Below are 24,541 nucleotides of genomic sequence, written 5' to 3'. Positions count from 1 at the left end.
CTGACCCGCTGACGGCGGGTATATTTTGTTACAGAATTTTATTTAAGAAGGATTTAGTGCGCTCGTTTTGCGGGTTGCCAAAAATCTGCTCCGGGGTGCCTTGTTCAATAATTCTGCCTTCGTCCATAAACAGCACCCGGTCGCCCACTTCACGGGCAAAGCCCATTTCGTGGGTCACCACCACCATGGTCATGCCATCCCGGGCCAGGTCTTTCATGACAGCCAGCACCTCCCCCACCATCTCCGGGTCCAAGGCAGAAGTTGGCTCATCAAACAGCATCACCTTGGGCTTCATGGCCAGGGCCCGGGCAATGGCCACCCGCTGCTGCTGGCCGCCGGATAACTGGTCCGGGTACGCTGACTCTTTGTCCTGCAGCCCCACCTTGGCCAGTAAGTCCCTGGCCACCTCAGCCGCAGCCTCTGTGGTCAGCCCCTTCACTTTAACGGGTGCCAACGTGATGTTTTCCAGGGCAGTTTTATGTGGGAAAAGATTAAAACGCTGGAACACCATCCCTACATTCTGGCGGATTTTATTAATATCAGAACTTTTGTCCGTTAAACACATGCCGTCAATAATTATTTCACCGGAGGTAGGTTCTTCCAGCAGGTTTAAACAGCGCAAAAAGGTACTTTTGCCGGAACCGGAGGGGCCGATAATAACCACCACTTCCTGTTCCTTTACTTGCAAATCTATACCTCGCAGAACCTGGAGCTGACCAAAGTTCTTATATATATTTTTAGCTGTGATCACCTGCCTGCAACCTCCTTTCCATCCGGTTAACAAAGCACTGGGATATCAGCACCGTCATAATGATGTAGACAATAGCTACCAGGAACCAAACTTCAAAGGCCTTGTATGTGGTTGAGACAATCAGCTGGCCGGAGCGTGCCAGTTCCACCAAGCCAATGATGGATACCAGCGAGGTATCCTTTAACATAGCAATAAATTCATTGCCCAGGGGTGGAATAACCCGTTTAAAAGCCTGCGGTAAAATAACATAACGCATGGCCTGGCTATGGGTCATCCCCAAGGAGCGGGCGGCTTCCATTTGGCCCCGCTCAATAGATTGAATGCCGGCCCGGAAAATCTCGGCACAATAGGCACCGCTGTTCAGGCTTAGCACCGCTACCGAAGACCAAAACTTGTCCACCGGATGCCCCAAAACCTGGGAAAGTCCGAAATAAAACAAGAAAATTTGCACCAGCAGCGGAGAACCCCGAAAGAATTCTACATAAATAACTGAAATCATTTTAATCACGGGGTTGCGGCTTAATTTACCCAAGCCTAAGAACAGCCCGATGATAGAACCGAAAAATACGGCCAAAACGGTAAGCTGAATGGTCAGTTTTGCGCCAACCAGCAATACCGGTAAAGCATCCTGCCATACTTGCAACAGATCCATATGTTCACCTACCTAAAAACTTCTTACATAAAATATGCGTAACATTGAAGTTACGCATACTATATTGTACAGGATATCTTATTGTCAGTCACTATTATTTTGGCTGTTCGCCAAACCACTTCTGATAAATTTCAGCATATTTGCCGTTCTCTTTTAACTTTTTAAGGGCGGCATTAATTTTTTCCAGGGTTTCGGTTTTGCCTTTGGGTATCGCAATGCCGTATTCTTCCGCCGAGAGAATTTCGCCCACCAGTTTCACATCATTATTACCCTGCTGAATAAAATAGGCGCTTACCGGATAGTCGTTAACCACCGCATCGACACCGCCGTTTTTCAACTCCAACAATGCCTGGTCGCTGTTGGTAAAATAAGTGATTTTATCTTTGTCGGTAATTTTTTCTGCATGCATAGCACCGGTGGTGCCGCTTTGCACAGCAATCTTTTTGCCTTTCAAATCTTCAAAGCTTTTAATATCATTGTTTTTGGCTTGTACGGCCACAATCAGACCGGACTTGTAATAGGGTTCGCTGAAGTCTACCACTTTGGCCCGTTCCGGGGTAATAGTCATAGCAGAAATAGCAGCATCAATTTGTTTAGCTTGCAGGGCGGCAATTAAACCGTCAAAAGCCATTACTTGCAGATCCATCTCATAACCGGCTTCTTCAGCGATGGCCTGCATCAGCTCAATATCAAAACCAACATATTTGCCTGTCTTGGGATCGGTAAACTCAAAAGGAGCAAAGGTAGCATCCGCACCCACCACCAGTTTCGGCTTAGCTTCAGCTTTGGCCGGTTCCTTGGGTTGCTCTTGCGACTGGCTGCCCCCGCAACCCACAGCGCTGACTGCCAGTGTTAAAGCCAGCACTGCCAGCAGGGCAAATTTGATCATCTTTTTCACTAAAATTCCTCCTTACTGAATAAAAAATATAATGCCGCACCTCCGGTGCGAAAGTTTCGCAAACGAATAAATAATAACTGCCAGTTATAAATATTAATTCTCGTTTTTTTTACAAATTCCTGCTCAAAAGAAAAAAATTAAAATTCCACAAATATGGCAAGAAAAAACGGTTAGATTGACAGTTCCGTTCTTCGGTGAGAAAATATACAGGATGCTCATTGTGGAAATGCAGGGGTGAACAAGCAATGACAAAAATGAAGCAACTGCAGGCTGATCTTGCCTTACTGGCGGTTACCGTTGTTTGGGGCGCCACCTTCGTGGTGGTGCAGGATGCCCTGTCCGGCATCGGACCTTACTTTTTTACCGGTATTCGTTTTGCCATCGCTTTTGCCTTGCTGGGGCTGATTTATTTCCGTCGGTTGGCCAACCTGGACAGAGCCACCTTGCGAGCCGGCTGCTTAATCGGTGTCATTTTGTTTGCCGGATACGCCTTTCAAACAGTGGGTTTAAAATACACCACCGCTTCTAACGCCGGCTTTATCACCGGATTAGCGGTGGTGCTGGTGCCCGTTTTTACTTCGCTGATTACCAAACAACTGCCTGCGCCGGCGGTTCTGCTGGGAGTAACCGGCGCCACCCTGGGTTTGGCCCTGCTCTCCCTGGGTGACAACCTGTCCGTAAATTACGGCGATGTATTGACTTTTTTTTGCGCTGTATCATATGCCGGACACATTCTCCTGGTGGGCCGCTATGCGCCCCGGCATGATCCGGTGTTGCTGGCAATCCTGCAAATCGGTACGGTCGCTGTCATCAGCCTGCTATTTGGCCTGTGCCTGGAAACTCTGCCTGCCCAATTCAGCAAGCCCGTTTGGCAGGGTCTGATCATTACCGCCATCCCTGCCACTGCCCTGGCTTTTTTAATTCAAAACTCCGTTCAAAGGTATACTTCGCCTACCCATGCCGCCATCATTTTTATCACCGAGCCGGTTTTTGCGGCTGCCACTGCCTGGCTGGTGGCGGGAGAAGTACTGACAACCCGTCAGTGGGTAGGCTGTTTATTGATTTTAGCCGGCATGCTGGTGGCAGAACTAAAAGATTATTTATTTAACGTAACCAAAATAAAACAGGCCAGGGAAACTTGATTTATCCTCGTTTGTTATTTTTTTAATTACACTTGTTCTTTTTTGAAACATTATTTCGGTTTAATTTGTCTTTCTTGGCAGTCCTGCTCCTTTGGGTAGGCTGGCATGTTTTTTGCTTGAATATTTGTTCAACAAATCACAATGCCGAGTCACGAAGGGAGCAATTAATCATGGGCAAGTTATTCTTGGGCGGACCCCTCAATGCCATTAAAGATGCCGTTACCACAGGTTTGCAGCCGGGACAAATCCTGCGTCATAATTTATTAGATGCCATGCTGGATGCCCGCAACGCCGTCGGGTTAAACCGGCGTTTCCGACCGGCCGTCCTGGTTGTGGAGAAGCCAAGCAACGCAAAACTGCTGCAGCAAAATGACAACGCCATTGCGGTACTGAGCAATTTTTTACCCATGGTATCAGAGGTGCTGCTGTTAAAAATTGACTTTAACGCCCCCAGGTTGGTACGAGTTGCCGGCACTCTGTCGCCTTTAGCCCTTTTTGATATAGGGAGCCGCAGCAAGCAGTCGTATAAAAGAATGGTTCGCTAAGCGCGTAGTAAGCCTTACTGTTCTTTACGGGTTATGGGCAGCGCCCCCGGGGGCAGCTGTCTTTTTTATGGCAGCTGTCAGCCGGGCAGTTTTCCCCGCTGCTGCAGGTTGCTTTGGGACAGCCGGTTTCCCGTGGTTCTTCGGCTTCCTCACAGGGTTCGCAGTGAATTAGCACATGCACCTGCGGCAACGCTTCTGCTATCTCCTGTTCGATGCGGTCGCACAACCTGTGGGCGGCTCCCACCGGCATAAACCTGGGCACCACCAGGTGCAGATCAACATAACGATAGGGACCCGATTTACGGGTTCGCAGGCCATGGTACTCCAAAAATTGATCCGCATGCCGCAGCAGTACACTTTTAATAGCTGACTCTTCCTCAGCCGGCAGGCTCACATCCAACATCACTCCCATGGACTCCCGGATTAAATCAAAGCCCGCCTTTACGATGAGCAAGCCAACAGCAATACCTATCAGGGGATCCAGGATGGTATAACCCGTCAGGTGGATCGCCCCCAGGCCGATAAAAACTCCTAAAGATGTGTATACGTCCGTCCGCAGGTGCCAGCCGTCCGCCACCAGGGCCGCTGAATCAGTTTCCTGTCCCACTTTTATCAAGCGGCGGGATATTAAAAAGTTAACGCCCGCCGAAATACCCATGACCGCCGCCCCCCAGCCCAGCGACTCAAGGTGGCCGCCCCCTTGCCAAAGCCGGGGTACCGCCTGAACAAAAATGCCGATGGCGGCTGCAATAATGAGAAGGGCCTCGATAATCCCGGCCAGGTTCTCAAATTTTCCATGACCGTAAGGATGGCTTTGATCGGCCGGTTTGCCTGATTGCCGCACAGCCATAAAGGCTATCAGAGAGGCAATTAAATCTATTCCCGAATGAACCGCTTCGGAGATAACTCCCACCGATCCCATGCGCAACCCCACCAGCAGTTTACCAAGGGTTAAACAGGTATTGGAGAGAATGGACAGCCGCGCCATTTTTAATTTTTTTTCCTGTACCTGTGTCTTAACCACCGGCATCACCCCACTAATAAAAAAACCGCGGACCTCATCTTTTTGAGGGTCAGATGAAGTCCCGCGGGTGTATCCGCTGCCCAAACAGGCCCGGCCTTGTTAATACGGCCTGACGGTCAAAGTATAGCACAGCCTAAATATCAAATGCAACCTGCAGCCTGTCTCAAATTATGCCGGGAACCAGCTTAATACCGGCTTGCGGGCGGCAGTCACTTCATCCAGTCTGCGCACCGGCGTGGTATAAGGCGCGTTTTTTAACAAACCGGGGTTTTCCCGGGCTTCTGCCAAAACCTTAATTAGGCTGTCCGCAAACAAATCCAGGGTAGTTTTGCTTTCTGTTTCGGTTGGTTCAATCATGATGGCTTCTTCAACAATCAACGGAAAGTAAACGGTAGGCGGGTGATATCCGTAATCCAATAACCTTTTAGCAATATCCAAGGTTTTAATCCCCCGGTCTTTGCACTCTTTGGGCAGCGAGGCCACAAATTCATGCATACAGGTCCGTTGATAAGGGATTCGCAAATGATCGGCCAATCGTTTCATTAAGTAATTGGCATTGAGTACGGCAAATTCTGACACCTGTTTTAAACCCCGGCCGCCCAGCGCCCGCAGGTATGTATATGCCTTTACCACCACGCCAAAATTACCGTAAAAGGCGTTCACCTTGCCGATAGACAGCGGACGGTCATCATCAAGTAAATACTTGTCGCCCTGTTTAATAATCACCGGTTGGGGCAAAAAGGGTATCAGCTCTGCCTTTACTCCCACCGGTCCGGCCCCCGGTCCGCCGCCGCCATGGGGCGTGCCGAAAGTCTTGTGCAAATTCAGGTGAACCACATCGAAACCCATATCACCGGGACGGGCATACCCCATAATGGCATTCAGGTTGGCTCCGTCGTAATACAAAAGACCCCCGGCCTGGTGAACCAAATCAGCAATTTCTAAAATTTGATCTTCAAACAAACCCAGGGTGCTGGGATTGGTAAGCATCAAGGCCGCTACGTCAGGCCCTAAAACCTGCTTTAAAGCCTCCGGATCCACACCACCCCGCCGGTCTGACTTCACTTCCACCACCTGAAAACCACACAGGGCCGCGGTGGCCGGGTTAGTGCCATGGGCAGCATCCGGCACAATTACTTTAGTTCGACCGGTTTCTCCCTTACCGGCCAGGTAGGCCTTAATTATGAGCATACCGGTCAGTTCCCCCTGGGCGCCTGCAGCGGGCTGCAAAGTAAAAGCGTCCATGCCGGTGATTTCTGCCAAATCCTGCTGGGTTTCATACATTAATCGAAGGGCGCCCTGGCACAGCTCTGCCGGTTGATAAGGATGCAGCCGGGTAAAGCCGTTGAGAGCTGCTGCATCCTCCGCCACCTTGGGGTTATATTTCATGGTACACGACCCCAGGGGGTAAAAGCCAACATCCACCCCAAAATTCAAGCGGGAAAGTCTTACAAAGTGCCGCACCGCATCCGGTTCGCTCACTTCCGGCAGCGGTGGATCACTTTCCCTTAAGCACTCTTGGGGCAACAAATCAGCTAAATCTGCTGCCGGCACATCACAGGCAGGAAATTCAATGCCATGTCGGCCGGGCGAACTCAATTCAAAGATTAGTTTTTCCGTCATGATATGGCCCCCAATCGATCTGCCAGCAAATGGATTTCCTGCCGGCTTCTTTGCTCTGTGACGCAGAACAGCATGTGCCCGCTCAGTTCCGGATAATAGCGGCCTAAATCCAGCCCGCCCAGGATTTTATGTTTTAACAGCTCACGGTTAATTGACTCAGGGGCAATCTTTGTTTGTATGACAAATTCTTTAAATACAGGCGATGCCCAGGGCAACCGGTAACCGGGCAGCCGGGACAGCAGTTGTCTTGCATACGCAGTTTTTTGCAAGCATAATTCAGCCACCCGGCGCAGTCCGTGCCGGCCCACCAGGCTTAAATACACGGTAGCCGCCAGGGCACACAGAGCCTGGTTAGAACAAATATTTGAAGTGGCCTTTTCCCGGCGGATATGCTGTTCCCGTGCCTGCAGAGTCAACACATAAGCCCGGCGCCCCTCCGCATCCGTGGTTTGGCCCACCAGGCGTCCGGGCATTTTTCTCATATATTTGTCCCGGCAGGCCAGAAAACCCAGGTAGGGGCCGCCGTAAGACAGGGGTATGCCCAACGGTTGCCCTTCTCCCACCACAATATCTGCCCCGCACTGCCCCGGTGACTTTAACAAGGCCAGGGCCACCGGATCGGCGCACACCACCAGCAAAGCGCCCGCCGCATGGGCTGCCTCCGCCAGTTTGGCCAGTTCTTCAACACAACCGAAAAAGTTGGGATACTGTACCAGCAGGGCAGCGGTTTTTGGGTTTAGCATGTCGGCAGCCGCATCAGCCAAGGTAAGTCCTTCTTGAAAGGGCACTTCGTTAACTTTTATGCCGGGACCGTTCAGATATGTTCTCAGTACTTGCCGGTACGCCGGGTGAACCGCCCGTGCCACCAGCACCTCTGACCGCCGGGTGACGGCACAGGCCATCAGGGCTGCTTCTGCCAGGGCGCTGGCGCCGTCATACATGGACGCGTTGGCCACATCCATGCCGGTCAGCAGGCAGATCATACTTTGATATTCAAAAATTGTTTGCAATATACCCTGGCTGATTTCCGGCTGGTATGGGGTATAAGCAGTATAAAACTCAGACCTGGCTAAAATATGTTTGACCGCGCTGGGTACATAATGGTCATAGGCGCCCGCCCCTAAAAAACAAATAAATTGATCCACCCCGGTGTTAAGGAGGGCCAAGTCGGACATGTGGCGGGCCAATTCCGGTTCAGATAAGCCGCCTGCCACTTGCAGCTCCCGCCGCAGGCGTATGGCCGGAGGAATTTCTTCAAATAACCGGTCGGTCCCTTCAATACCCAGGGTCTCCAGCATTTGCCGAAGTTCTTCTGCCGTATGAGGTATAAATTTCAAAATACCTACCCTCTTTCCCAGTTATGCTTGTTCTTCCACCATAGCCCGGTATTCCTCGGGGCTAAGCAAGTTCTCCAACTGAGCCGGGTCAGACATTTCAACCACAATCAACCAGCCCCTGCCATAAGGTTCCTGGTTAATCACAGCCGGTTCATCCAACGGCTGATTGTTTATTTCCACCACCTGGCCGCTAACCGGCGCATACAAATCACTGGCTGTCTTGACCGATTCCACCACCCCAAAGGGTTCTTCCGCCACCACGGCGTCACCTATAGCAGGCAACTCCACAAACACAATATCCCCCATGGATTCCTGGGCATAGTCGGTAATACCGACTGTCACACGGTTCCCGTCAACCCTCACCCATTCATGTTCTCTGCTGTACTTCAAATCAACCGGTACTTTCATTTGCTTAAACCTCCCGTTTATAAAATGGTTTTTGTACAACACGGGCTTTGAGTGGTTTATTGCGCACCATAACCTCCAGTTCGCTGCCGGTGTCGGTCCATTGAGCAGCCACATAGCCCAAAGCCAAATTTTTATTCAAGGTTGGAGCAAAGCTGCCGGAGGTAACCCACCCTACCGGCAAACCATCCTTACAGATTTGATAACCTTGACGCGGTATGCCCCGGTCAATCATTTCCAATCCCACCAGCCGATGCGTGGCACCGGCCTGCTTTTCTTGCAACAATGCCTCTCTGCCAATAAACTCCGGTTTATAAAACTTTACCGTCCAGCCCAGCTCTGCCATCAGCGGGGAAATCTCTTCGGTCAGTTCATGTCCGTAAAGGGCCAGGCAGGCTTCCAGGCGCAGGGTATCTCTTGCCCCCAGGCCGGCCGGTTTTATTCCGGCCTCCCGGCCGGCTTCCAAAATGGTTTGCCACACGGTCGTCGCCTTAGCAGCCGCAAAATACAACTCAAAACCGTCTTCGCCGGTATAGCCCGTGCGGGAGATCATGCACTCCACCCCGGCCACCTGTCCGTTAATAAAACAGAAGTACCTTATTGCACCAAGCTCGGCGGCAGTAATTTTCTGTAAAATGGCCTGCGCTGCCGGTCCCTGCAAGGCCAGTTGGCAGATTGTTTCAGATACGTTGTCTACCTCCACGCCAGCCGGCGCCAGATTCGCCAGCCATTGATAATCCTTATCTGTGTTGGCGGCATTGACCACCAGCAGGTACTGTTCCGGGGCCAGTTGATACACCAATAAGTCATCTATGGTACCGCCCTGAGGATTGCAAAGCAGTGCATACATGGCACAGCCCGGTCGCAGACGAAACACGTCGTTGGTAATCACTTTCTGCACAAATTCACCGGCACCCTTGCCGGAAATTTTTATCTCGCCCATATGGGATACATCAAACAGACCGGCAGCCGACCGTACAACCTGGTGTTCTTTGATAATCCCTTCATACTGCACCGGCATTAACCAACCGCCAAATTCCACCATCTTGCCCCCCGCTGCCAGGTGGGCGTGGTACAGAGGTGTACGTTTTATTTCCGTCACACCGTCCCCTCCTTCCAACTGTTATGATCCGGCCGGGCACAAGAAAAGGACAGAGTTATACCACTGCTGGCATACCCTGTCCTTTTAACCTGAGAGATGACTTCCCTGCGGAAAGCTTCCCCTTGGGTGTCCTGCCCCGAGGGCAGGAACTCTCCAGAGTTTCGTCCGGCTGCAGTCCTTTTGCCTGAGAGTTTAACCGTTGCCCACAGCCGGCTAACCGGTTTTGCTCCTTCGGCGCCCTTTAGGGTCTCTCCCACAGCCTTCATCCGCTCCTATGCTTTTTCCATAATTTTATTTTCTTTCTATAATTTCAAAACCCTTTTCGTGAAAAATATTTTTTATGGCAGTTGAGAACAAATTAATATCATAAAGGCAAGATTGGCCGGGCATAATGATATTGCCCGGGTTTGTCCGGCAAACCGGGGGGCTTTATTATTTAGCTCTCCGTACACCGTCAGGTTTTGCCCGCTGTCATTCCCCGTGGGTCTGGCATGATAGCTAAGCAAAACCGGCGCCGGCCGCACTAGCCCGGCAAAGAGAAACCCTCCGCCGCAGGAGGGTTTCTTGTTCAGGGGGTATTGCCAGATGACAGCAAAGATAAAAACAACCAATCCGGAAAGCCGCAAGGTGCATAATAAGAACAACCGAGAAAAACAGCCCACAGCCATGGATTTGTTAAAACTGGAGATAGCCGCCGAGCTGGGTCTGGCTGATAAGGTAAAAAAAGAAGGCTGGGGTGCTTTAACTTCCATTGAATCAGGACGTATCGGCGGCATCATTACCCAGCGGGCCAAAAAGGGCCTGATCGATTTAGATGCTCTGCGGTCAGACAAAAAATAGGGAGCTGCCGTAAGCAGCTCCCAGACTGTAGACAAAGGTTGTAAAACAAAGTGAGGTGGTTTGATGATCCCCTGTCGGCGACTTGTCGAAGCACCGGTCACAGCACTTGATGAGCGAAAGGAGCCATTGGGTGGGGCGCCCACAGGACGTGGGTGCCAGCCGAACCGGGCCAGGATGGCCCGTTTGAGGCGACCCCAAGGGCCCCCGCAGCGAATCATAGTGCTGTCGGTGCGTAGACCGGAGCCAAAGGGGATCATAAACCACCGCTAATGTTTGTTAACACTCTGAGAGCTGCCGTAAGCAGCTCCCGCATATTTCATACTGTATGATATTGTTTTACCACACCGGCACAGCGGGGGCACAGGGAAGCATGTTCGGTATCTTTGCCCACATCCTGGTGGTACATCCAGCAGCGCTCGCACTTTTGGCCCGATGCGGCGGTTACTTTAACAGCCAGCTCCAATTCCTCACCTTTGACGGCATCTGCCGGAGCAGCAGACAGGGGCTGCAAATTTACCTGAGAAACAATAAACAGGGTAGCCAGTTCTTCGGCCATTGGCTGCAGCAGTTCTGCCACCTCGCCGGCTGCATAAAGGTCAACGGCCGCCTCCAAAGCATTACCAATCACTTTTTGTTGGCGGGCGTTTTCCAGCGCCTTTAATACCTCTTTGCGAACAGCGTGAATTTTCTCCCACTTTTTCTCCAGTTCATCGTCCAGGTAGCGCTCATTTACCTGCGGCATATCCAGCAGCTGTACACTGGCCGGACGCTCACCCACTACCGGCATATGCTTATAAATTTCTTCGGTGGTAAAGGCTAAGACCGGCGTCAGCAGACGAACCAGTGCATCCCGGCCCCCGGTAGAGGAACCGTTTGGGGCCGGGGGGGGGTTCCAAGGGAGTGCCGGGGGGGGCAGTTATACGGGGGGGTTTTTAATGACATCCAAGTAAAAAGGCGCTCAGGTTTACCCCCGGAAATAATTGTGTACCCGCAGGGTAAACCAAGGTGGAATTCATAATTTTCATAGGCCGCCAGCACCTGGTTGATTAATTTGTGCAGTTCCAGCAGGGCTACCCGGTCTAACTCAGGCAACTGTTCATAGGCCACTTCGTCCTGCACCGGGTTGTAGTCATACAGGTTGCCCAGCAGGAAGCGGGCGGTGTTGCGAATCTTACGATATGCTTCGGCAATCTGTTTTAAAATATTGGGGGACAGCGCCAGGTCTGAACGGTAATCCGCCGAAGACACCCAAAGACGCAGAATGTCTGCACCCATCTGGTCACAAATTTTCAGGGGATCCACCACATTGCCCAGGGATTTGGACATCTTGCGTCCCTTTTCATCCACTGTAAAACCGTGGGTTAGTACAGTTTTATAGGGTGGTTGGCCGGTTACTGCCACAGCGGTGGATAAGGAGGAGTTAAACCAACCCCGGTGCTGGTCACTGCCTTCCAGGTACAAGTCAGCCGGCCACTGCAGTTCCGGCCACAATGCAGGCTGGTTCAGTACCGCCAGGTGGCTGGAGCCGGAATCAAACCAAACATCCATGGTATCAGTTTCCTTGCGGAAATCTTTGCCCTTACCGCAGTGGTGACAGGTTAACCCAGGCGGCACCAGCTCATTGGCTTCTTTGGCAAACCAAATATCTGACCCGTGTTCCTTAAACAATTTTTCAATATGGGCAATGGTTTCTTCCGTAATAATTTCTTTACCGCAGTCATTGCAGTAGAAAATGGGAATTGGCACACCCCAGGTTCGCTGGCGGGATACGCACCAGTCACCCCGTCCTTCCACCATATTGTAAATACGGTCTTCACCCCAGGCCGGCACCCAGTTAACATTGCGAATAGCCTGAAGAGCTTTCTGGCGAAAACCGTCCACCGAAGCAAACCATTGTTCAGTGGCCCGGAAGAAAATGGGTTGTTTGCAACGCCAGCAGTGGGGGTACTGGTGTTTTATCTGACCATGCCCCAGCAGGACATTTTTTTCTTTTAATTCTTCAATAATAGTTTTATTGGCATCCAGGATAAACTGCCCCTCAAACTTGCCGCCTTCTGCCGTAAACCTGCCCCGGTTATCCAACGGCGCTAAAACAGGTAAGCCGTATTGCTTGCCCACCTGGAAATCTTCTTCGCCATGCCCCGGCGCCGTGTGTACAGCTCCGGTACCGGCCTCCAGGGTAACGTGCTCTCCTAAAATAACCAGAGAATCACGCTCCATAAAGGGATGCCGGCAGACCACCCGTTCCAGTTGTTCTCCTTTATAAGTATCCAGGATTGCTGCCTCGGCAGCCTCCACCGCTTGCCGGAAAGCATCCAGCAAACCTTTGGCCACCACAACTTTATGACCGTTAACCAAGGCCAATACATATTCAAATTCCGGATGAACCGCAATGGCCACGTTAGCCGGCAGGGTCCAGGGAGTGGTGGTCCAGATTACCACAGCCGCATCCTCAGGCAGAATCCCCCGGCCGTCCTTAACCGGAAATTTAACATAAATTGAGGGAGAGGTTTTATCGGCATACTCAACTTCTGCTTCAGCCAGTGCTGTTTCACAGCAGGCGCACCAGTACACCGGCTTAAGACCCTTGTAAATATAACCCTTTTTGGCCATTTCCCCAAATACACGAATTTGTGTGGCCTCATATTGAGGCAACAGGGTATAGTAGGGCCGCTGCCAATCACCCCGTACCCCTAAGCGTTGAAATTCCTCACTTTGAATTTTCGCCCACTGCAGCGCATAATCACGGCACTTAGCCCGAAACTCAACCGGACTGACCTGGTGGCGGTTAATGCCCAGTTGCTTAATGGCCTGTTGCTCGATGGGCAGCCCATGGGTATCCCACCCCGGTACATAGGGAGCATCATAACCGGCCATTGATCGATATTTTACCACCATATCCTTTAACACCTTATTTAAAGTATGTCCCAGGTGGATATGCCCGTTGGCATAGGGGGGGCCGTCATGCAAAATGTACTTGGTCTTACCCCGGTTTTTGGCCTGTACTTTGTTGTACAGGTCAATCTCCTGCCAATACTTCAAGATTTCCGGTTCTTTTTGCGGTAAATTGCCCCGCATGGGAAAATCTGTTTGTGGTAAATTAAGGGTTTTGCTGTAGTCCACTGAAACCACTCCTGCCTTTTTGCACTTTGTGTAAAAATAAAAGCCCGCCCCAAAGGGACGAGCTGATTACCCGCGGTACCACCCTCATGAACAGGACCACGCCTGAACACTCCGAACACCTTTAACGGCGGCGCACCGACCCAACCTACTCCCTGTGTCAAAAGGTTTCAGCAGGTACCTCCCGGGTGATTTTCAAAGGATGGCTCTGACCCGGATTCCACCAAGCCCGGGCTCTCTGTCCAGCTCCCATCATTTTACTTTCCCGCTCATTGGCGTTGCCAATATTTAAATAACAGCAATATTATAACCAAATGCGACACTCAGGTCAACCGCAGGCCGTAAATCAATTCGAGGAAGGCGCTTGCCGGGATTCAAGTTAAGAACAGTCCCTGCCTTGAATTGCCGCCAGAGCCTGGGCCTGATTAATTCCTTCGATGCGAACGGTCTTATTGCGGCCGGTATGGCCTGCTATGATTGTAACATTGTTTTTGGCCACCCCAAACAACTGAGCAAGAAATTTGCAGCAGGCTTCGTTAGCCGCACCATCTACCGGCGGCGCGGTTAAACGAATTTTGACAGCACCGGCCAATTGGCCGGCCAGACCGTTTTGGGAAGCTCTGGGCTGCACCCGCACTTTAATAACAACTCCTGTTCCATCCTGTCTGATATCCAGCACATAATCACTCCCCAACCAGCTTATCGGTAAAAGAGAAACCAAGCCCGGGCAGCCACCGGCCGGTGTAGTTCAGTGCCAAATATTTATCTAATTAAGCACTTTCTTCTGCCTCCTCCACAGCGGCCAGTTTGCCTTCCACCATAGCCAGCTGGGCTTCCAGCAAAGCTTTAAATTTAACTTTAAAGATATTAGCCTGTTTCTCCAAGCGGCGGTATTCCTCCAAAATGGCGCCAACCCTCCGGTCAGCCAGTTTAATCATTTCCTCCGCCTTTTGTGAAGCCTCGTGCAGCATCCGTTCCGCTTCTTCTTCCGCCTTTTGCTTAACGGTTCTGGCAGCCACCTCCGCCTGTTCCAGCATAACTCTGGCTTCCTTTTCGGCGTTGTTGCGCATGTCTTCCGCATTTTTTTGGGCCATCACCAGGGTACGCTGTAAGGCATCTTCCAATTCCCGGTAATGCACCATGCTTTCTTCCGCCCGGGCTAATTTCTCTCTTAATTCATGGTTTTCCACAAACAGTCTTTCATAATGATCTTTAATTTTTTGTACCCACGCATCCACCTGTTTTACATCGTACCCGCGCAGAGTTCTGGCAAACTCTTTGGTTTGAATTTCCATGGGCGTTAATACTGTCATTTGCTGCACCCCCGTCTGCTGCCTTTATGATGTAGAATCCTTTATAAAAAACGCTTAATGACTATCCCTATGCGGCCGCTTTTGGTATTTCCCCTTACTTCTGCCAATTCAAGCCTGCCCCGGCCGCGCAGGGAGATAATATCCCCCTGCCGTACGGGAGCCGCCGCATTGGCACAAGTATGCCAGTTTAAACTTAGTTTTTCAGCCAGTATTTCCCTTACCAGGCGTGTCCTAGAGGTGCCAAAGCCGGCCGCCGCCACTGCATCGATGCGCAGCGAAGCCACCGTGGTCTTGATTTCCTTTACCCTTACTTCCGGCAGCACCAGCTCTGCGGGCAGTATCTCCCTAACCGTCACCCGAACCCGGTGTACCCTGGTTAAATGAGTACTTAGGTAAGATGCTACCTCTCGCGTCGCCACCACCTGACAGCCGTTATTCGTAACAAGCAAATCCCCCACCATTTCCCGCTTGATACCTAACCCTAAAACAGAACCTAAAAAATCCCGGTGGGTTACCTGAACCATTTTAAAATTGCCTTCCACCGCTAATACAACGGTATCATAGTCAATCTCATTTTCGTCCAAATAATCAGGAAAAATGGCAATTCGCACCCTCTCAGCGGCAGGGTACCCGCCATTGGTGCCAAACTCAAGATCGGGAATGCGCTCTAATACAGAAATGATGAGACCCGTGTGGTACGGGTCATAAAAGTTGGTAAGCAACGGCCGGTGGTTTTTCAAAACCTTTTCCGCATCATCCAATACTTTGGCAATAACCACCTTTTCTTCCTGATCTCGTATGCTGCCCAGCAAAGATTGCCGATCCAGTTTCATTTATCTCACCAAACCAAAGATAAATTGTTGAATCATGCGCAGCACCAGAAAAGCAATAATCGGGGAAATATCGATCATGCCGATGGGCGGGATAAACCGCCGGAAAATGTTTAAATAGGGATCGGTGGTTTCATACAGAAAGCGTGTAATGGGATTATAGGGATTGTGCGGAATCCAGGACAACAAAATTCTGATTAACAGCATCATTTCATAGACCCAAAAGGCCACATGCAGAAAAGACGTTATATTATTCATGATTCACCCCGTCAAATATATACTTGGTATTTTACTGGGATCTGGCCCAGGAGAAAATACTTTTCTCCCTGGTCTCTCTGCCTGTATCGTTGGCAATATCAATATGGCTGGGTACAAAAAGAAAAATGTTTTGCCCCACCTTTTGCATGTCGCCGCTTAATGCAAAGGTAGTACCGCTGATAAAATCAACAATGCGCCTGGCTTGTTCAGCGCCGGCCCGTTCTAAATTAACTACAACCGCCCGTCTGTTTTTCAGGTTATCGGCAATGTTTTGAGCCTCATCAAAGGAAGCAGGTTCGCAAACCACCACCCGCAGCTGTCGCCCGGTATGCAGGCTTACCACCGGAGCGTTTTTTCGTTTGGCTTGCGGCAGTCCTTCATTTCTGTCTGTTGTTTCTTCCCGGCCCTGCTCCTCTGTTTCATCAAAACCCATGAAACCAAGTATTTTATCAAACATACCTATGGCCACCTAAATCCCTCCTTTTATTGCCGGCTGCCAAAAATAGCGGTACCGATTCTTACCATGGTGGAACCCTCTTCTATAGCCACCGGAAAGTCATTGGTCATTCCCATTGACAGCTGTTCCATTTTTACCCCTGGTACAGCTTTTAACTGAGCAGCCATTTGTCTTAATTGACGGAACACCGGCCTTACTTCCTCCGGATCCTCCACCAGGGGAGCAACGGTCATCAATCCCTGGATGGCAATTCCCGGCAGAGCAGCTGCCTCTGCTACAAAATCAGCCACCTCGTCAACCGGCAAACCATACTTGGTGGCTTCCCCGGCTACGTTTACCTGAACTAAAACAGGTGTTACCAGGCCGGCTTCCTGAGACCGGCGATTCAATTCCAGCGCCAGCGACCAGCGATCCAATGAATGCACCAGGGCAACCTTGCCAACAACAGATTTAACTTTGTTGCTTTGCAAGTGGCCAATCATATGCCAGCGGGCTCCGGCTACCGCCGGATATTTCCGGCATAACTCCTGAACTCGGTTTTCACCCAGGTCTGCCACACCGGCCGCAACCGCTGCTATGGCACCGGCAGCCGGCACATTTTTAGTTACGGCAATAAGTTTTACAGAGGCAGGATCTCTATTTACTTTTAAAGCACTTGCCATAATTTGTTTTTGAATAACAGCCAGGTTTGTTGCAATACTCATGCTATCCCCGCCTTATCTAAAGCTTGTCTCCTTCCCTGGCAAAGGCAGGATTTACCACATATCTGATGCCGGGTTGAATATCTGTTCCCCGGATTGCCACCCGCCCCTCAAGGCGCCCGGTTACTTCCACCGGCAGCCAGCGAACAAATCCTTTCCAAGCCAGGTAAATACCGTACCGGTTATCCCTTTGCACCAGGGACTTTTCATCAATCAAAATACCCTTCAGTATGGCTGTGGTAATGTGGAATTTAATTTTGCGATAATGGAGAATTTCATCCGGGTAGTTCTTGACAATAAATAAAACAGCCGGTTGTTCCCCTAAAAAAACTTTATCAACCCGGGCCTCAACAACCTGACCGGCCCATTTCAGCTTCAGGACCGTATCCTTTTGCTGCTGGATTTGCTTTACATCATTTAGGGAAAACAAAGCGTAAACATATATCGGTGCCAGGTTATCAATAACTTTTGCCACAGGTTGTCCGTGCTCAACCAGGGACTTGGTTTCTTCAGGCAGGTCACTTTTTATTTTATCCAGTGCGGGTATTTCCACAACATCAAGATTACCCGGCAGCAAAACCGTTTCCCAGCCATCCACATGACGGCACACCACCCCGCTGACCGGCGCTTTAACCGCATAGCGTTTGACACCCGAGACAGCATCGATATCAGAAGCCGCCAGCTCGCCAAAGCTCGTCCCTGCTTTCACCCGTTCGCCATCAGCCACCAAAAATTTCATATTTCCTTTAAGGGGAGCCTTTACTAAATATTCCTGTTTTATTAAAATTCCCTCAGCGGCATAATCTTGCTCCACAACCCCCGGTTGCAGTACATCAACCGTAATCAATTGTTTATAGATAAAAGACTTTGCGCTGCTGGCAAACAACCAACCCATGGCTGCAATTATAAAACAAATTAACACAAAACAGAGGAAACGATTCCCGTTAACCACCCTTACCTTGCGGTGGCGTCCAGCTTTATGCTTGATGCCTGATCCTTCCGTCTTCACCACCACCCTTGTTCTTCCAGTAAAAGGTTTTCGACAGTCAATTGTTAAATTCCTTCGTAAAAAAAACGCCCTTTAGGGCGTTTTTTTCTGCCTGTGCTAATTCAGTTCCAGCCGTTCGCCGGTTACCTGGTAAACTACTGCTTCTCCGATATTGGTGGCATGATCCGCAATACGTTCCAAAAACCTGGCCACAAACAACAGGTAAGTCGCCTGGCCAATGGTTGAGGGATCCCGCTTCATATAAGCAACCAGGTGTTTAAAAGTTTGGTGATAAATATGGTCAACCTCGTCATCAGCTTGACACATTTCTCTTGCTTTGTCCGGATCATTGTGAACATAGGCATCCAAGCCGTCCTTAACCATCTGCTGAGCCAGTTTGGCCATAGCGGTAATGCCCACCAGGGGCTTAATCAGCTTTTGATCGGCCAGGCACATGGTCACTCTGGCAATATCCACCGAATGATCTGCCATTCGCTCTAAGCTCATAACAATACGAAGGCCTGTAATGAGAATTCGTAAATCCTTCGCCATAGGTTGCTGGGTAGCTATAATTTTAATGATTTTATCTTCAATCTGATAACGCTGCTCATCAACAATATCGTCCCCTTCAATGACTTCCCCGGCTAAAACCGGATCCTGGGTGGCCAGGGATTTAACAGCGTTATAAATGGATTTCTCCACCACACTGGCCATACGCAAGACATCCTGTTGTAATTCTGCCAATGCTTTGTCAAAGGACTGTCGGGTGGTCAAGGCTGAAGTACCCCCTTAAAGTAGTTTTTTATCCAAAACGCCCGGTAATGTAATCCTCCGTTCGCTTGTCTCGGGGACCGGTGAAAATAAGTTCGGTATTGCCAAATTCAATCAACTCACCGTTTAGGAAGAATGCTGTGCTGTCGGAAACCCGGGCCGCCTGCTGCATATTGTGAGTAACAATTACAATGGTGTACTGGTTTTTTAACTCCCGAATCAACTCTTCCACCTTGAGGGTGGAAATGGGGTCCAGGGCAGAGGTGGGTTCATCCATTAACAGCACTTCGGGTTCCACCGCTAACAGCCTGGCAATACAAAGACGCTGCTGCTGGCCGCCGGATAATCCCAAAGCCGTCTTGTGCAACCGGTCTTTCACCTCATCCCAAAGGGCAGCGGCCTTAAGACTTTTTTCTACAATTTGATCCAGGATACGACGATCCTTTTGACCGTGAATCCGGGGACCATAAGCTATATTATCATATACTGTCATGGGAAAAGGGTTAGGACGCTGAAAAACCATGCCAACTCTTTTGCGCAGCGCCACCACATCTATATCCGGGCCATAGAGGTCCTGCCCGTCCAGCATCACCTTTCCCTCTACCCGTACTCCTTCAATGAGATCGTTCATGCGGTTTAAGGTTCTGAGAAAAGTAGACTTGCCGCATCCCGAAGGACCAATCAGCGCTGTTACTTTTTTTTCTTCTATATCAAGGTTAATATTGGATAATGCCTGCAAGTCACGGTAAAACAGGTTAAGATCTCTGACTGTTATCTTGTACGCCACAGCGTTACCTCCCGCTTTAAAAATGGTAAAGGGAAAGTTTAAAGGTGAGAATAATGAAAAACATCTCATTTCTCACCCCATACACACTTATCAAAGTGTATCAACCTCATGTTATGCATCTATTGCTGCAATGTTAAAATAATGTTAATTAATTAAAATGCCAGAGTGTCCCTAAACACATTGTTGTAGCCGTTGCTTTGGCCAGTGGCCGGCAGGGAATTATAAAACCGCCTCAACTTGTTTTTTGCAACCTTTATTTAGAGTTTGCATGCTTTAATTATTCTTGCAAGGGCAGGGAGAAGCTGAAAATACTTCCCGCTTCATCGCTTGTTGCCCATATCTTCCCGCCGTGGGCCTCCACAATATGTTTTGAAATAGACAGACCCAACCCGGTACCGCCCATTTCCCTGCTCCTGGCCTTATCCACCCGGTAAAACCTTTCAAACACCCGGGGCAGGCTTTCCGGCGGGATGCCGATGCCTGTATCGGCAACGGATACGGTCACTTCATCCCGGCTAAAGTTTACTTTTATCTTAACCTTGCCGCCCGGCAAGGTATATTTAATGGCGTTATCCACCAGGTTAATCATTACCTGTGATAAAAATCCCTGATCGCCAGGCACCGGCGGCATCTCCTGCGGCAGTTCCCCGGTCAATTCGATATTCTTTTCCCAGGCCCTGGGCGCAAACATTTTTACCGTATTGTCAATCACTTCAGTCAGATCCACCGGTTGCTTATTAAGCTTGCTGCGCCGGTCTTCCAGACGGGACAATTTTAGTAAATCATCAATCAAATTAGCCAGGCGCTTGCCCTCAGCATTAATAATAGACAGGAAGTTTTTAGCGGTAGCGGGGTCTTCCACGGCTCCATCCAGCAGAGTTTCCACAAAACCGTTAATTGAAGTCAGGGGGGTTCTTAATTCATGGGAAACATTGGCGACAAACTCAGATCGCATTCTTTCTAATTTTCGCCGCTCAGTAACATCTGTCAACAGGCCAACCACGCCCATTTTTTCCTCCTGGTTACCTTTCAGCGGCGAAATTTCTACTCGGAACAGTCGCGGTTCGGGCGTCAGCACCTGCAATTCGTTATTCAACACCGGCTGCATACTGTTGAGGGCCCGGATAAAAAGTTGTTCCAATTCATGGTTGCGAATTACCTTTATTAATTGATTGCCTATCCATTCTTCTTCTTTTACATTAAAAATACTTTCTACCACCGGGTTGACCAGAATCACTCGGCCATCCTTGTCCAGGGCAATTACACCGTCAGCCATACTGTTTAAAATTGCCCGGGCGCGGTTTCGTTCTTCAGTGATAACGGTTAGATTTTTTCTCAGTTCCCGGGCCATGTAGTTAATGCTCCAGGCCAGGTCGTCCAGTTCCTCTTCTCCTTTAACCCGGATTTCAGCATCTAAAAAACCGCCGGCCATTTCCTGAGCCACAGAAGTAATTTGTTCCACCGGGGAAATCAGGCGCCGGTTGGTAAGCCAGGCCATCACCACTGTAGCCCAGAAGGACCCCAGCAGCACCGTCAGCAAATCCACAACGCCCAGAGATCTGAGAAAAGTTAACACCATAAAAACACTAAACAGGAAAACATAGCTGCCAATTGCCCGCTGCCGAATGCCCTTTAGCATCCTCAGGCCTCCTTAAAGCGGTAACCTACTCCCCGTACGGTTTCAATAAATTGAGGAGCCCCGGAAATTTGTTCCAACTTCTGGCGAATATGACGAATGTGGACATCCACCGTCCTTGAGTCGCCGGCAAAATCATACCCCCAAATTTGTTCCAGCAAAAAGTCCCGGGTAAATACCTTGCCCGGATTGCGGGCCAGATAACGCAGCAATTCAAATTCCTTGGGTGTAAGATCCTGTTTGATGCCGTTATAAGAAACAATAAAGCGTTCTTGATCAATTATCAGTTTTCCCGCTGTAATCCTGCCGGCATCTTCGTTAATCTGGTTTTCCGCAGTCTGACGGCGCAGCCGGGCTTTCACCCTGGCCACCAGTTCCCGGGGGCTGAACGGCTTGGTTATATAGTCGTCCGCTCCCATTTCCAGCCCCAGCACTTTATCTAATTCCTCCCCTCGCGCACTGAGCATAATGATGGGGATAGAGCGGGTGGCGGGATCCTGGTGCAAACTGCGGCAAACAGCTAATCCATCCTGTCCCGGCAACATAACATCAAGAACAATCAGATCCGGGCTTTCACTCCGGGCCAGAGCCACGGCGGCGTTGCCATCCCCGGCCTGCAGCACTTGAAAACCCTCTCGCTCCAAATTAAATTTTACCAGTTCCCGAATGGGCTGTTCGTCGTCAACAATCAGTATTTTGGGCAAGGACTTTGCACTCCTTTGGTTTGCTCATTCCTTTATCATGATTAAAGACGCCATACGGCCGGTTTTCCCTTGCTCCCGGCGATAGGAAAAAAAACAATCCGTGCGGCAGGCTGTGCATAAACCGGCCACGGTTATATGTTCCGCCGGTACCCCTGCGTCCAATAAAACTCGCCGGTTGGTTTCCCATAAATCCAGCAGCCAGTGATGCGGCCCCAGCGGTTTAAGCAGTTCGGGCCAGTAAGAAAATTCTTTGGCCAGAGCCTGCTGCACCGGAAGGTCAACCTGATAGCAACAGGGCCCGATGGAGGGACCGATAGCAGCTAAAATATCAACCGGTCGACAGCCGTATACGGCTGTCATTTTAGCAACCGTTGCAGAAGCAATCCTCTGTACGGTACCCCGCCATCCGGCGTGGGCTAAGCCGATACAGGTGCGCACCGGGTCGTACAACAAAATGGGTACACAATCAGCGTAAAAACTGGCTAACGGCAAACCGGCAATATTGGTAATCAGGGCATCCGTGGCCGGGATGGACGTGGCATAGTCCAGGGCACCTCTGCCCCGGTGCTTTAGATCCACCACCTCCACCCTGCTGCCATGAACCTGTTCTGCCGCCACCAGATGTAACGGGTTGATGCCAATGGCGGTACAGGCCGCCGCACGGTTTGCCCGCGCCAGGTCCGGCCGGTCTCCCACATGCAGGGCCATATTTAAACTGTCATAAGGAGGAGCACTGAAGCCGCCCCGGCGGGTGGTAAAACCGTGGGTAATCCGGCCGCTGCGGTTAAAGGCAGCAAAGGTAACAAATGTTAAATCCCCTTTATGTTGAATACATATCCCCGGCATACAACACCTCCGGCTTAGGCCAGTTGTTGGGACTCGGCTGTCTCATCCTGGAGTATTTCATGCATTTGTACCTCCAACTCAGCCAATTGCCGCAGCAAGACAGAGTATTTTGCAACGGGTAATTGTCCTTGCAGCACACGCTGCATTTTCTCGGCAATACCCTGCCAGGTGTCCACCAAAATTTGCGGTGCCTGCTGAGGCACGGGAGGAGTTAAATCCACCTTTTCTAACCAGCGGGGCACAACCGCATTAATGCCCGATTCTTTAATTAAGTTTTCCAGAGCACCGGCTGCCTTGGCTTCCCCGTGCACAATAAATACCTGTTTTATATTATTAAAGTTTTTAATCCAGTTGAGCAGGGCCGGTTGGTCAGCATGGGCTGAAAAACCGTCAATACTGCGAATTTCTGCCCGGACAGCCACTTCTTCCCCGTGAATGCGGACGGTTTTTTCTCCCGACAGAATACGCCGCCCCAGGGTTCCTTCCGCCTGGTACCCGACAAACAAAACAGTGCATTCCGGGCGCCACAGGTTGTGGCGCAGGTGGTGTTTAATCCTTCCGGCGTCACACATGCCACTGGCCGATATTATGATGGCCGAGCCTTTCAGAAAGTTTAATTCTCTGGACTCTTCCATGGATAATGTGGTTCTGATATTAGCCATTTCCAGCGGGTTGCAACCCTGCGCAATTAGTTCCTGGGTTTCTTGATCACAAATATCACAGTTATTGCGAAAAATCTCGGTGGCTTTGATGGCCATAGGGCTGTCAATATAAATAGGCATTTCCGGGATAGCCCCTTGCATGCGCAATTCGTTAATGCTGTAAAGAATATCTTGCGTGCGGCCGGCGGCAAAAGCCGGGATAATCAGCTTACCGCCTTTGCTATAAGTGTCAACGATTGCCTGCTGCAACAGTTCCAGTTTGTTATCCGCATGCCGGTGCAGACGGTTGCCATAGGTGGCTTCCATGATGACATAATCAGCCTCGGCAATGAATGTAGGATCTTTGATAAAGGGCTGATCGGTATTGCCAATGTCGCCGGAAAAAACCAGTTTGGTTTCTTTGCCGTCGGCCTCTTTTACCCACATTTCAATCATGGAGGAGCCCAGGATATGCCCGGCATCGCGAAAGCAGACTTTTACATCAGGGCTGATCGGAATAAGGCCGTTGTAATTTACCCGTTCAAAATACTTTAAAGCATTGGCACCGTCCTCTGCGGTATATATGGGCTCAATCAGCTTACGCCCCTGGCGGCGGTATTTACGGTTCTTTCTTTCTACTTCCATTTCTTGTATGTGACCGCAATCGGGCAATAGTATCTCACACAAATCTACCGTGGCTGAGGTGGCAATTACCCGCCCCTTAAACCCATGCTTAATAAGCTTGGGCAACAGCCCGCTATGGTCAATATGAGCATGCGTTAACAGCACATAATCCACACTGGACGGAGCAATAGGGAAATTACGGTAATTTCGCTCTTTTATTTCCTTGCTGCCCTGAAACAGCCCGCAATCTACCAGCAACCGGGTTAATCCGGTATCCACCAAAAAACAAGAGCCGGTAACGGTTTCAGCAGCCCCCAAAAATTGTATGTACATTATACTCCCTCCCCGTTCAAGCATTTGCATTACTATTTCTTGCAATTGTACTAAAAACCTTTATTTTCAACAAAATTCTTTACCTTGCAACTGCCGATTAACCTTTAACAATAATATAACCCGATTCTTCGTCTTGTCTAACAGACCTTGACAATTCCCAAAGGGTGGTTTTAACTAATAACGGGTAAAACTTTTAACTAATGGAGGTGTAGC

The 24,541-nt window shown here is 50.0% G+C and carries 26 protein-coding genes, 2 riboswitches and 1 other annotated feature; of the genes, 3 read left to right on the top strand and 23 right to left on the bottom strand.

Annotated elements, in window-relative coordinates; translation table 11 throughout:
* Positions 1 to 28: 28 nt before the first annotated feature.
* The 3 genes from DESHY_RS09800 to DESHY_RS09790 form a co-directional block, all read right to left on the bottom strand.
* On the bottom strand, positions 29 to 751 hold the full coding sequence (locus tag DESHY_RS09800; RefSeq protein WP_008412392.1) for an amino acid ABC transporter ATP-binding protein: 723 nt from the start codon (positions 749 to 751) through the stop codon (positions 29 to 31).
* A complete protein-coding gene (locus DESHY_RS09795; protein WP_008412391.1) occupies positions 738 to 1,403 on the bottom strand; it encodes an amino acid ABC transporter permease in 666 nt (221 codons plus the stop codon). The genes DESHY_RS09800 and DESHY_RS09795 overlap by 14 nt, the downstream gene beginning before the upstream one ends.
* 94 nt (positions 1,404 to 1,497) lie before the next feature.
* Complete coding sequence (locus DESHY_RS09790) at positions 1,498 to 2,301, bottom strand: basic amino acid ABC transporter substrate-binding protein (protein WP_008412390.1); 804 nt, start codon at positions 2,299 to 2,301, stop codon at positions 1,498 to 1,500.
* Between the two features lie 245 nt (positions 2,302 to 2,546).
* On the opposite strand from DESHY_RS09790, the gene DESHY_RS09785 reads away from it, so the two are divergent.
* Positions 2,547 to 3,443, top strand: coding sequence for a DMT family transporter (locus DESHY_RS09785; RefSeq protein ID WP_008412389.1), 897 nt, complete (start codon positions 2,547 to 2,549; stop codon positions 3,441 to 3,443).
* A gap of 170 nt (positions 3,444 to 3,613) precedes the next feature.
* On the top strand, positions 3,614 to 3,988 hold the full coding sequence (locus DESHY_RS09780) for a hypothetical protein (RefSeq protein ID WP_008412388.1): 375 nt from the start codon (positions 3,614 to 3,616) through the stop codon (positions 3,986 to 3,988).
* Positions 3,989 to 4,019: 31 nt separating this feature from the next.
* Here DESHY_RS09780 and DESHY_RS09775 read toward each other — a convergent pair whose 3' ends face one another.
* From DESHY_RS09775 to gcvT, 5 genes are all read right to left on the bottom strand, one after another.
* Complete coding sequence (locus DESHY_RS09775; RefSeq protein WP_235695560.1) at positions 4,020 to 4,976, bottom strand: cation diffusion facilitator family transporter; 957 nt, start codon at positions 4,974 to 4,976, stop codon at positions 4,020 to 4,022.
* 204 nt (positions 4,977 to 5,180) lie between these two features.
* Positions 5,181 to 6,635 (bottom strand): aminomethyl-transferring glycine dehydrogenase subunit GcvPB, encoded by a 1,455-nt coding sequence (gene gcvPB, locus DESHY_RS09770; RefSeq protein WP_008412385.1) that lies wholly within the window; start codon positions 6,633 to 6,635, stop codon positions 5,181 to 5,183.
* Positions 6,632 to 7,972: an aminomethyl-transferring glycine dehydrogenase subunit GcvPA gene (gene gcvPA / locus DESHY_RS09765; protein WP_008412383.1), complete on the bottom strand. Its 1,341-nt coding sequence runs from the start codon at positions 7,970 to 7,972 to the stop codon at positions 6,632 to 6,634. The genes gcvPB and gcvPA overlap by 4 nt, the downstream gene beginning before the upstream one ends.
* Before the next feature lie 21 nt (positions 7,973 to 7,993).
* A complete protein-coding gene (gene gcvH, locus DESHY_RS09760; protein WP_008412381.1) occupies positions 7,994 to 8,380 on the bottom strand; it encodes a glycine cleavage system protein GcvH in 387 nt (128 codons plus the stop codon).
* Between the two features lie 4 nt (positions 8,381 to 8,384).
* A complete protein-coding gene (gene gcvT, locus DESHY_RS09755; RefSeq protein ID WP_008412380.1) occupies positions 8,385 to 9,479 on the bottom strand; it encodes a glycine cleavage system aminomethyltransferase GcvT in 1,095 nt (364 codons plus the stop codon).
* 73 nt (positions 9,480 to 9,552) lie between these two features.
* Positions 9,553 to 9,639: riboswitch (glycine riboswitch) on the bottom strand.
* 2 nt (positions 9,640 to 9,641) lie between these two features.
* Positions 9,642 to 9,745: riboswitch (glycine riboswitch) on the bottom strand.
* Between the two features lie 319 nt (positions 9,746 to 10,064).
* On the opposite strand from gcvT, the gene DESHY_RS09740 reads away from it, so the two are divergent.
* Complete coding sequence (locus DESHY_RS09740) at positions 10,065 to 10,319, top strand: alpha/beta-type small acid-soluble spore protein (RefSeq protein ID WP_008412379.1); 255 nt, start codon at positions 10,065 to 10,067, stop codon at positions 10,317 to 10,319.
* Positions 10,320 to 10,635: 316 nt separating this feature from the next.
* Here DESHY_RS09740 and DESHY_RS14895 read toward each other — a convergent pair whose 3' ends face one another.
* From DESHY_RS14895 to DESHY_RS09670, 15 genes are all read right to left on the bottom strand, one after another.
* The gene (locus DESHY_RS14895) at positions 10,636 to 11,118 is read right to left on the bottom strand and encodes a zinc finger domain-containing protein (protein WP_235695558.1); all 483 of its coding nucleotides are present in this window, start codon (positions 11,116 to 11,118) and stop codon (positions 10,636 to 10,638) included.
* Between the two features lie 29 nt (positions 11,119 to 11,147).
* Positions 11,148 to 13,442: an isoleucine--tRNA ligase gene (ileS, locus tag DESHY_RS09735; protein WP_008412375.1), complete on the bottom strand. Its 2,295-nt coding sequence runs from the start codon at positions 13,440 to 13,442 to the stop codon at positions 11,148 to 11,150.
* A 50-nt stretch (positions 13,443 to 13,492) separates the two neighbouring features.
* Positions 13,493 to 13,721, bottom strand: a binding site (T-box leader).
* 97 nt (positions 13,722 to 13,818) lie between these two features.
* On the bottom strand, positions 13,819 to 14,118 hold the full coding sequence (locus DESHY_RS09730; RefSeq protein ID WP_008412373.1) for a DUF167 domain-containing protein: 300 nt from the start codon (positions 14,116 to 14,118) through the stop codon (positions 13,819 to 13,821).
* Between the two features lie 91 nt (positions 14,119 to 14,209).
* Complete coding sequence (locus DESHY_RS09725; protein WP_008412370.1) at positions 14,210 to 14,752, bottom strand: DivIVA domain-containing protein; 543 nt, start codon at positions 14,750 to 14,752, stop codon at positions 14,210 to 14,212.
* A gap of 41 nt (positions 14,753 to 14,793) precedes the next feature.
* Complete coding sequence (locus DESHY_RS09720) at positions 14,794 to 15,585, bottom strand: YlmH family RNA-binding protein (RefSeq protein ID WP_008412369.1); 792 nt, start codon at positions 15,583 to 15,585, stop codon at positions 14,794 to 14,796.
* Positions 15,586 to 15,840 (bottom strand): YggT family protein, encoded by a 255-nt coding sequence (locus DESHY_RS09715; RefSeq protein ID WP_008412367.1) that lies wholly within the window; start codon positions 15,838 to 15,840, stop codon positions 15,586 to 15,588.
* 31 nt (positions 15,841 to 15,871) lie between these two features.
* The gene (locus tag DESHY_RS09710; RefSeq protein ID WP_008412364.1) at positions 15,872 to 16,309 is read right to left on the bottom strand and encodes a cell division protein SepF; all 438 of its coding nucleotides are present in this window, start codon (positions 16,307 to 16,309) and stop codon (positions 15,872 to 15,874) included.
* A gap of 14 nt (positions 16,310 to 16,323) precedes the next feature.
* The gene (locus tag DESHY_RS09705; RefSeq protein ID WP_008412363.1) at positions 16,324 to 17,001 is read right to left on the bottom strand and encodes a YggS family pyridoxal phosphate-dependent enzyme; all 678 of its coding nucleotides are present in this window, start codon (positions 16,999 to 17,001) and stop codon (positions 16,324 to 16,326) included.
* Between the two features lie 16 nt (positions 17,002 to 17,017).
* Entirely contained in the window at positions 17,018 to 18,013 is a 996-nt protein-coding gene (locus DESHY_RS09700; protein ID WP_008412361.1) for a biotin/lipoyl attachment domain-containing protein, read from the bottom strand.
* Between the two features lie 90 nt (positions 18,014 to 18,103).
* Positions 18,104 to 18,760, bottom strand: a complete 657-nt coding sequence (gene phoU, locus DESHY_RS09695) for a phosphate signaling complex protein PhoU (RefSeq protein ID WP_008412358.1) — start codon at positions 18,758 to 18,760, stop codon at positions 18,104 to 18,106.
* A 28-nt stretch (positions 18,761 to 18,788) separates the two neighbouring features.
* Positions 18,789 to 19,544 carry a phosphate ABC transporter ATP-binding protein PstB gene (pstB, locus tag DESHY_RS09690; RefSeq protein ID WP_008412356.1) on the bottom strand — a complete coding sequence of 252 codons (756 nt, stop codon included), beginning with the start codon at positions 19,542 to 19,544 and terminating at the stop codon, positions 18,789 to 18,791.
* A 277-nt stretch (positions 19,545 to 19,821) separates the two neighbouring features.
* Positions 19,822 to 21,183 (bottom strand): two-component system histidine kinase PnpS, encoded by a 1,362-nt coding sequence (gene pnpS / locus DESHY_RS09685; RefSeq protein WP_008412355.1) that lies wholly within the window; start codon positions 21,181 to 21,183, stop codon positions 19,822 to 19,824.
* A gap of 2 nt (positions 21,184 to 21,185) precedes the next feature.
* Positions 21,186 to 21,884 (bottom strand): response regulator, encoded by a 699-nt coding sequence (locus DESHY_RS09680; protein ID WP_008412354.1) that lies wholly within the window; start codon positions 21,882 to 21,884, stop codon positions 21,186 to 21,188.
* Between the two features lie 24 nt (positions 21,885 to 21,908).
* Complete coding sequence (gene pgeF, locus DESHY_RS09675) at positions 21,909 to 22,730, bottom strand: peptidoglycan editing factor PgeF (protein ID WP_008412352.1); 822 nt, start codon at positions 22,728 to 22,730, stop codon at positions 21,909 to 21,911.
* A gap of 14 nt (positions 22,731 to 22,744) precedes the next feature.
* The gene (locus tag DESHY_RS09670) at positions 22,745 to 24,328 is read right to left on the bottom strand and encodes an MBL fold metallo-hydrolase RNA specificity domain-containing protein (RefSeq protein WP_008412350.1); all 1,584 of its coding nucleotides are present in this window, start codon (positions 24,326 to 24,328) and stop codon (positions 22,745 to 22,747) included.
* Positions 24,329 to 24,541: the final 213 nt, after the last annotated feature.

Source organism: Desulforamulus hydrothermalis Lam5 = DSM 18033 (assembly GCF_000315365.1).
GTDB lineage: Bacteria > Bacillota > Desulfotomaculia > Desulfotomaculales > Desulfotomaculaceae > Desulfotomaculum > Desulfotomaculum hydrothermale.
This window is presented reverse-complemented; position numbering and strand designations above follow the sequence as displayed.